The 8,951-nt window shown below is 60.9% G+C and carries 5 protein-coding genes; all 5 read right to left on the reverse strand.

Annotation, left to right across the window (positions count from 1 at the left end):
• Positions 1 to 1,178 (reverse strand): HAMP domain-containing protein (locus tag BGE01nite_RS28240; protein WP_343203748.1); only part of this gene is annotated, 1,178 nt, incomplete at its 3' end.
• 531 nt (positions 1,179 to 1,709) lie between these two features.
• Complete coding sequence (locus tag BGE01nite_RS28245; protein WP_146856217.1) at positions 1,710 to 3,764, reverse strand: amylo-alpha-1,6-glucosidase; 2,055 nt, start codon at positions 3,762 to 3,764, stop codon at positions 1,710 to 1,712.
• Positions 3,761 to 5,653 carry a malto-oligosyltrehalose trehalohydrolase gene (treZ, locus tag BGE01nite_RS28250; RefSeq protein WP_146856219.1) on the reverse strand — a complete coding sequence of 631 codons (1,893 nt, stop codon included), beginning with the start codon at positions 5,651 to 5,653 and terminating at the stop codon, positions 3,761 to 3,763. Before treZ ends, BGE01nite_RS28245 begins: the two co-directional genes overlap by 4 nt.
• A gap of 11 nt (positions 5,654 to 5,664) precedes the next feature.
• Positions 5,665 to 7,323 (reverse strand): ABC1 kinase family protein, encoded by a 1,659-nt coding sequence (locus tag BGE01nite_RS28255; protein WP_218033127.1) that lies wholly within the window; start codon positions 7,321 to 7,323, stop codon positions 5,665 to 5,667.
• Positions 7,324 to 7,439: 116 nt separating this feature from the next.
• Positions 7,440 to 8,951: AI-2E family transporter (locus tag BGE01nite_RS28260; protein WP_146856221.1), on the reverse strand; the 1,512-nt coding region annotated here is incomplete at its 5' end.

The following is an 8,951-nucleotide window of genomic DNA, read 5'->3' on the forward strand; positions in this document are numbered from 1 at the left end:
GTGATTTTACGGGAAAGGTCACCTTTCGCCACGGCGGTGGTCACTTCAGCGATGTTACGCACCTGGCCGGTGAGGTTGGAGGCCATGGAGTTCACACTATCGGTTAGGTCTTTCCAGGTGCCTGCCACACCACCCACCTGGGCCTGGCCGCCGAGCTTGCCTTCCGTGCCCACCTCACGAGCCACACGCGTCACTTCCGAAGAGAAGCCGTTGAGCTGGTCCACCATGGTGTTGATGGTTTCCTTGAGCTCCAGAATCTCGCCCTTCACGTCCACGGTGATCTTTCGGGAAAGGTCACCACGCGCCACCGCTGTCGTTACCGTGGCGATGTTACGCACCTGCGCGGTGAGGTTTGTCGCCATGGCATTCACGGAGTCGGTGAGATCCTTCCACGTGCCTGCCACACCGGGCACCACCGCCTGACCGCCGAGCCGTCCATCCGTGCCCACCTCACGAGCCACACGCGTCACTTCCGAGGCGAAGGAGCGGAGCTGGTCCACCATGGTGTTGATGGCTTCTTTGAGCTGCAAAATTTCACCGCGCACGTCCACCGTGATCTTCTTGGAAAGGTCACCGTTCGCCACGGCAATGGTCACGTCCGCGATGTTACGCACCTGGGCGGTGAGGTTGCCCGCCATCTGGTTCACGGACTCGGTCAATTCCTTCCACACACCGGACACACCTTTCACCTGGGCCTGGCCGCCGAGCTTGCCTTCCGTGCCCACTTCACGTGCCACACGAGTCACTTCCGACGTGAAGACAGAGAGCTGCTCGATCATCGTGTTCACCAGCTTGGCGGAGCGGAGGAACTCACCTTTCAGAGGGCGCCCATCCACCTCGAGTTCCATGGACTGGCCGAGGTCACCTTTGGCGACGGCCCCGATGGTTCGCGCCACCTCCGTGGTGGGGCGCACGAGGTCGTCCAGCAACGTGTTGATGGAATCCACTTTCACCGCCCAGCCGCCGATGGCACCGGGCACGGACATGCGCTGTTTGAGGCGGCCTTCCTTGCCCACCGAAACACTGAGGCGCATCACTTCCTGAGTGATGCGGTCTTCATTGGCCAGGGTCTGGTTAAAAGCTTCCGCGATACGACCTTCGACTCCCTCCCAGTCGGTGGGCAGGCGCACGGAGAAATCCCCGTCGCGGAAGGCCATGATGGCGGCCAGGAGCTCCATCTCCCAACTGCGGCCCGAGCCAGATTTTCGGGAATTCTTCGCCGGGGCCTCGAGGACGGCGGCGGCAGGGTCAGAAGCAGCAGTGGAAAACGATTTTTTTGCCATGGCGGGAGCGAGCAATTTAGGGGTTATCGCACCTGAGTCACTATCAGGCTGTATCCTGATGACAAGATCAGGAGATTCTTTCGGGGAGTCAGGTGGAGTCATCCAAAAATGACTGGCTTCGCCAGCCACCTCCTGATGCTCTGATCAGGTCGTCGGATCACGGCATCATCCTGACAGATTTGAGCCCTCTCGCCGGCAAGGCTGGCGTCTCCTGCGGGTTATTCAGAGCCTGTCAGAGCCTTGGTTGCAGGACTTCCGCTGGTATAACTATCGATTTGACAGAATGGCTTTTTTTAATTCACAGGTTATGCACACTGTCACGGGGACGGGTCTCAAGCGCGGTGGGCATTTACGGGCGCGCATTTCAGTATCAGGACGTCACCTGAAAGATGTATCAGGGTAACCCTGATGCCGCTGAGGATCAACTCAGGCGGCAGTGATCGGGGCGGTCTTCGCCCAGCAGCGCAGGACCTCCGCTACGCTCCAGGCCTGGGCGATGCAGGCGCGCTGGGTGAAGGGTTCCTCGGCATCGAAGACCTCGCTGATGGAGCCGACGCAGCCGTGGTCGAGGTGCTCAATGAGGCCCTCCAGATAGCGGCGGGCGCCGACATAGTCCTCGGGGTGGATTTTCAGCCAGGCATCGATGAAGGGGCCGATGAGCCAGGCCCAGGCGGTGCCCTGATGATAGGCGGCATCACGCGCGCGGAGATCGCCGAAGTAACGGGCCTTGTAGTCCGGGTGGGAGCGGGAAAGTGTGCGCAGGCCGACTGGGGTGAGCAGCTCGGCACGCACCTTTTCCATCACAGGTTCCCAGTAGCTCTTGTCGAGCACGGGATGCCGGAGAGAGATGGCGAAGACTTGGTTAGGCCGGAGGGCGGGATCATCACCCTGCTCGCCGTCCACCACATCGAAGAGGTGGCCGAGCTTTTCAGACCAGAAGCGTTGATTGAAGGAAAGACGGGCGCGCTCGGCATGCTCTGCATAGGGGCGTGCTGCCTCGGGGCCTTGTTCCGCCGCGAGCCAGCCTTCCACAAGACGCAGGGCATTGTACCAAAGAGCATTGATCTCCACGGCCTTGCCTCGCCGTGGGGTGACGACCCAGCCATCCACTTTCGCATCCATCCAGGTGAGCTGATAGCCCTCGGCGCCCTGGCGCAGGAGCCCGTCCGCAGGATCGACACCGATGCCGAAGCGTGTACCGCGCAGATGATGCCCGATGATGTCGACCAGTTTTGGCAGGAGATGCTGGAGCGTGGCACGGTCCTGGGTGACTTCGAGGTAACGATCGACGGCATGGAAGAACCAAAGGGTGGCATCAGCCGTGTGGTAGACACCTTCGCGTTCGCCATCGGGGAAGTAGTTTGGGATCAAGCCATCCCGGATGTAGTGCGCGAAGGTGCGCAGGATCCAGCGGGCCTCATGATGACGACCGGTGGTGAGGGTCAGGCCCTCAAAGCTGATCATGGTGTCGCGGCCCCAATCCGTGAACCAGTGGTAACCGGCGATGACGCTGCGGATTTCCTCGCCAGCGGCCTTCGCACGCGCTGAGTCCTCCACACGACTAGCCGGTGTGATGATGAATTGGTCCGCCGCGAGCACCAACTCTGATGCGGGTGACTCCTGCACGCTCGGAGCTGCCGAGTCGACAAGCCCCTGACGACGCGCGATGCCAGCCTCCATGGCAGTATCTGGATGAATGGCCAGAATGGTGGGCCACTCTTCGCATGAGGCGACGAGTGTCACCGCGTGGTTTGGGCAGAGCTCGACACTGAAGAAACCAGGACTCCAAAGCGTGCCTTGAGATCCATAACCGCGCGCGGCTTCCGTGGGGTAGGCGATGTCGCGCAAGCGGCCTCCATCATGCGTGAAGGTAGCTTGGTCATCATGGACGAACATGCGCAGCGAGTAGGGCAGCGCGGGATTCGTGAGCTCATAGCGGCGCTCGTGAATGTGAAGCGTGTAGGGCGACTCCAGCGGCAGCGCCACATCATGCTCATAGCCACGGAAGTGCACGGAGGGACGCAGTTCCAGGCGCGCACAATCCTGGCCGGAAAGAAGCTCGTAGGTGATGTTCAGCGTGTTTTGGCCGTGGATGAGCAGAAGGCGCTTCTCAATGAGGTAGCCTTCAGCTTCGAAGACCCAGATGGGCAGTCCATGCTCAAGGCGGAACTCCTTAACATAGTGCTCGCGTTTGCCGACCGAGCCTGCTTCGCTCGGCTCCTCGCCACCAATGAGGATGCGGGCGCCGTTTGGCAGGCAAAGAGTTTCGGCCATGTGATTGAGCATGACCATGCGACCATAGGGAGAAGGAAGGGCTGCGACGAGCATGCCATGGTAGCGACGAGACACCATGCCGCAGATGGTGCCGGAGCCGTAGCCACCGAGGCCATTGGTGATGAGCCATTCGCGGCGGAGGATTTCGCGGGCGTTGTCAGCCTGCGCTTGGGCGATGTCGATGCGGCGGGTGAGTTGCGAGTTCATGACGCGGAAGTGGGGATGAGAAGGGCGGCGGATTCAGCGGGCAGGTTCCAGTTGTCCTCGGACTCGATGGCAGGCGTGCCGCCACCGCCGTAGCGTGGATCTTCACTCGTCCATGCGGTGGTCCATACGCAGCCGAGTGGAGGGGCGAGCAGTGGATCCGGGGCGGGATCGAGATGCAGATGAGCGCCGAGATTGATGACGAGCAGGCGGTCATCCTGCTCACGGCCGAAGAAGCGCATGACGAAGGCGGAACTGCTGAGGACGGCACCGTCAAAGGTGCCGCGCTGAGCATTCGCCAGCAGTGGATCCTCTTTGCGGATGCGCAGAAGATCACGATGCAGCAGGAGGATCTCGGCATTCTTTTCGCGGTCGGCGAAATCGAGTTTGCAGCGCCGGAAGGTTTCTTCGCGTTCGGGGTTTGGGATCAAGGCGGCCACATCTTCGGACGCGATGCTGGGAAACTGCGCGAGAAACTCCTCACGACCTTTCGCGACAGCGGCGGCGAGCTCAGGATTGTGATCTGCGAAGTACAGGAAGGGCGCGGAAGCCGCGAACTCCTGGCCCTGGAAGAGCATGGGTGTGTTGGGGGCGAGCAGCAGCAGGGCCGTCAGAGCGCGGAACTTTGCCGCGCTGGTGAGCGTGTGCACTCGGCGACCCCAGAGCGAGTTGGCGATCTGGTCGTGATTCTGCAGGAAGTTCACGAAGTTCGCCGAGGTGAGATCCAGGCACGGTGTGCCGCGGCGCGCGCTCTGCCATTTGTAGCGCTGGCCTTGGAAGAGAAATCCCCACTTGGCCGCGGAGATGAACTCCTGGGGAGAGCCTTTGTAATCCGTGTAGTAGGCTTCGTTACGGCCAGTCATGGCGACGACAGCGGTGTGATGGAAGTCATCATTCCACAGCGCATCGATGCCGTAACCACCCTTTTCGATAGGCCGGAGCAACTGCGCATGCTGGGGCTCGTTTTCCCCGACGACATAGGTGCCACGGCCTTTGGCAGCCTCACGCACACGCTGGGTGATATCGGCGAGGATGTGGCGTTTGGAGTTGTCGATGATGGCTTGAGTGGCATCGAGACGGAGGCCGTCGCAGTGGAACTCGTCGATCCAATAGCCTGCGTTGGCGATGAAGAACTCGCGCACAGGGGCGCTGTCCTTGTCATCGAAGTTGAGGCTGTCTCCCCAGTCGTTCTTGTGGGTCTCGCTGAAGTAATCGAGCGAGAACTTTTTCAGGTAGTTGCCATCAGGGCCGAGATGATTGTAGACGACATCGAGGATGACCCCGAGGCCGAGCGCATGAGCACGATCGACAAAGCGGCGGAAGTCATCCGGGCGCCCATAGAGGCGTGTGGGCGCATAGAGGTTCACGCCGTCATAACCCCAGCCGTAGCGGCCTGGAAAGTCAGCGACGGGCATGACCTCCAGCAAGGTTACGCCCAACTCGGCAAGATGCGGCAACTGCGCAGTCGCGGCTTCCCAGGTGCCCTCTGGCGTGAAGGTGCCGATGTGCATTTCATAGATGACCTGACGCTCGGTGGTGACACCTTTCCATGCCTCATCTGACCATGCGAAAGCGGTGTGATCAATGATCTCCGAGGCGCCATGAGGTCCATTCGACTGAAATCTTGAAGCAGGATCTGCATAGGTTCCGCTGTCCAGCTTGTAGCGGTAGTGCATGCCCGCAGTGGCTTTGGGGATCAGGCCCGACCAGTAGCCGCCGGTCTCGGATTGGAGAGGAATTTCCAAAGCATCGGGCAGCTCTTCCTTGTCTCCCAGAAGCACGGAGACTTTTTTGGATTCAGGAGCCCAGACGCGGAAGTGAACACCTCCCTTTGGCTGGACTTCAGCTCCAATGGGGAGGCGGCGTGGAGTATCATCTTTGGCAGAGGTCATGGTCGTCACTATCAGGTCTCGGAAATGTCACTGCGCAGGATCTGCCAGACGAGCGCGGCACTGCCTGCGACGGCGAAGAAAAAGAAGATCATGGCCACACCGGGATAACCCCAGATGCGGAAGTCCGTGTCCACGCGCATGAGCAGGGCGGCGCCGATGATCAAGGCAGCAAGGATGAGGCCCAGTGTGATGCGGTTGGCGATCTTCTGCAGCGAACTGATGATGAGCTTCTCATTGAAGGAGTCCACCTTCACGCGCAGCTTGTTGTTCGCGACGAGCTCCATGAGCTTGTTCATGCGTGCGGGGAGCTGCTCGAGGAACTCCTTGGCCTCCAGCATGAGGCCGAATAGATTGCCCGAGGAGAAGCTTTTCAGCGCCTGCTCGCGCATGATCTTCGAGGCATTCCGGCGCACGGACTCATTCGGATCAAAGGTGGGTGAGAGAGTGCGGCCGACCATGTCGAGATTCAGCAAGGTCTTGCCTAACAAAGTGAACTCCGGTGGCACGCGCAGGTGGCAGTCGCCAGCGATGCGCTGCACATCCAGCACCACCTTGCCCACCTGCAGTTCCGTCAGATTGGCGGTGCGCTGCTGGTTCACCACGTCCGCAATCCTGCGCTTGAAGGTGAGGGCATCGTAATCGGCATCAGGCTCGCCCATTTTTTCGGCGACGAGCGCAGCTTGATCGCCATTACCCTCGCTGATGCTGAGCAGGAGCTTGAGCAGCAGATCCTGCATGTTTCGTCCAATGCGGCCCACCATGCCGAGATCGAGCAGGGCGACGTTGTGATCCTCAGTAAGGAAGACATTGCCGGGATGGGGGTCCGCGTGAAACACGCCCATGACGAGGATCTGATGCAGATAGGCCTGGAAGAGCTCTTCGGCGAGGCCGTCGCCATCGATGTCGAGACGCACGAGCGGGCTGAACCTGGTGATCTTTTGCCCGGTGACATGCTCCATGGTGAGGACACGGCCTGAGGAGTAGTCTTCCACTGGTGCCGGAACGAGGATGCGCGGGAAAGAAGCCAGTTGCTCGCGCATGAGACGGAGGTTCGCGGCCTCGAGCCGGTAGTCGAGCTCACGCAGCAGAGACTTGCGCAGCTCTTCGACAATCTGTGTTAGGCCGTAACGGTGACCAAAGACCGTGTGCGCATCCAGAAACTGCGCGAGTTCAGCCATGGCTTCCAGATCATGGGACACGGTCTCACGCGCGTCAGGGCGCTGCACCTTCACCACCACATTCTGTCCGCTGCGCAGCACGGCGCGATGCACCTGGCCTAACGATGCGGCGGCGATGGGCACTGGATCAAACTCGGTGAAGGCCTTGGAGATGCGCGCGCCGACTTCGACGGAGACAATGGCCTGCACCTGCTCGAACGGGAACGGCTCGACATGATCTTGAAGACGCGACAGTGCATCCATGTACCCTTGCGGGATGAAGTCCGAACGCGTGGAGAGAAGCTGGGCAAGCTTGATGTAGGTGGGCCCAAGTTTCTCAATGTCAGCAGCCAGGGCCTTGGCTTCCAGCGGCACAGGCGGTGTGCGCGCGAAGGGCAGGGGATCATCAATGACCGGCGCATTCTTCACGAGATCCCCGTGCCCATACTTGTAAAACAGCATGAGCAGATCGCGGTAGCGTTTGAGGTTCGTAGGCTTCAAGGAGAGATACATGGATGAGATTAGATCGGGAAGTGATCTCACCTTCACATCGGGTTTGAGCGGCTGATTGAGCGTAGTAATCTCGCGCGTTTTGCACGCGTGCGGCTTCAGCAGCGATGTTCGGCTTCTCAGCGCGGGGAGGGGATGGCCTCTTCGAGAATCTGACGTGCTTCCTTGAGGCTGGAGGCCACCCAGGTGGCACCGGATTCCTTGAGTGGCCTGGCGTCCACCTCGCGCTCCGGCAGCGTCCACTGGCAGACGAGAATCTTGACCTGGGGGAACTTGCCACGCAGGCGGCGGCAGAGCGTGCTGGCGGCGAGCTGGGAGCGCTGTGGCAGCGCGCTGATGCAGATGAGGGCGGGCTTGCGCTCCTGGAGCTCGCTGACGAGCTCACCCACGAGCCGCGGTGCATCCGAGATCTCCATCTCCACCTCCGGGGGCAGGATAGTGGCGAGCATCTGCAGTGCCTGGGAATCTCCCTCACCATGGAGGGCGCGGCCAAAGATGCGGAAGGGTGGAAGCGCCTCCGGCTCCTCCAGCGGGACTTCGTCATGGTGCTCACCGTTCGCCTCTTCTTTGGCGTCTGCCTTGGCCTTTTCCTTCTCGCGCTTTTTGGCCTCCTTGGCTTCTTTGGCGTCCTCTTTTTCATCCACGAGGGTGATGCTCTCACGCATGGACTGGTAGATGTCTTGAGCCTCGGCCGGGGTGAGCTTTTCCAGGCTCTCCTCACGCCGGGTGATGGCGAGGGCCGGCAAGGCGATGGTCTCCAGCGCGGTCTCGAGACCGTCTTTTTTGACGGCTGCTTCCAGCAGGACCTGCGCGGCGCCTTCATTGCCCGCGAGATGATGCTGGTAGTAGCTGAGATGCGGCTGCGGCGGCGGATTTTCCCCCATCATGAGGTCGACAAACTCCAGGTTCGGGATGTGCTTGCAGAAGACGACGATGCAAACAGTGAGCGGGGTGGCGAGCACAAGGCCGACGCCATCCCAGAGCCATGTCCAGAAAGCGATGGCGACGAGCAGCGCGAAGTCTGAAACGCCAACGCTGTGACCGTAGAGCACGGGCTCGAGGATCATGTTTGTGCCGAGTTCCAGCACGATGACGAGGGCGATGACCATGAGCGGCAAAGTCCAGCCATCAAAGACGGTGAGGCTGAGGCCGATGGGCAGCACGGCGACGATCCACGGGCCCACATACGGGATGAAGCGGAACATGCCGGCGAGCGCGCCCCAGAGCACTACGTAAGGCAGGCCGATGAAGAACAGGCCGGTGGCGAGAAGGACGGCGTAGATGCCGTTCACGGTGCTCTGCATGAGCAGGTAACGGCTGATGCGGTCCGCGGCCTCACCAAAGGCCTTGGTGGTGAGGGTGAGGCGGCTGTAACCAACGAGACGGGCGATGCGTTGGCTGATGTCATCCAGGCGCAGGAGCATGAAGATCACAAAAAGGATGACCACGGCGGCGGTGCCCAGGGCCTGGGCCAGGGTGGGCACGACCATGTTCAGCCCGCGCATGAGCAGGGTCTCTGCCTCCGGCGGGGGGGGCTGATTGGCGGGCTTCGCTTGATTGGCCGGTGGAGGCTCAGCGGGCTTCGCTTGATCGGCGGGTGGAGGCTGCTCGGCAGGCTTCGCTTGATCAGC

It is taken from the genome of Prosthecobacter gellanilyticus, from assembly GCF_007992435.1.
Classification (GTDB): Bacteria; Verrucomicrobiota; Verrucomicrobiia; order Verrucomicrobiales; family Verrucomicrobiaceae; genus Prosthecobacter; species Prosthecobacter gellanilyticus.

What these genes read in the sequence shown, in the direction of transcription:
- BGE01nite_RS28245 (WP_146856217.1), bottom strand. Translation starts at nt 3,764, where the DNA reads ATGAACTCGCAACTCACCCGCCGCATCGACATCGCCCAAGCGCAGGCT.
- treZ (WP_146856219.1), bottom strand. Translation starts at nt 5,653, where the DNA reads ATGACCTCTGCCAAAGATGATACTCCACGCCGCCTCCCCATTGGAGCT.
- BGE01nite_RS28255 (WP_218033127.1), bottom strand. Translation starts at nt 7,323, where the DNA reads ATGTATCTCTCCTTGAAGCCTACGAACCTCAAACGCTACCGCGATCTG.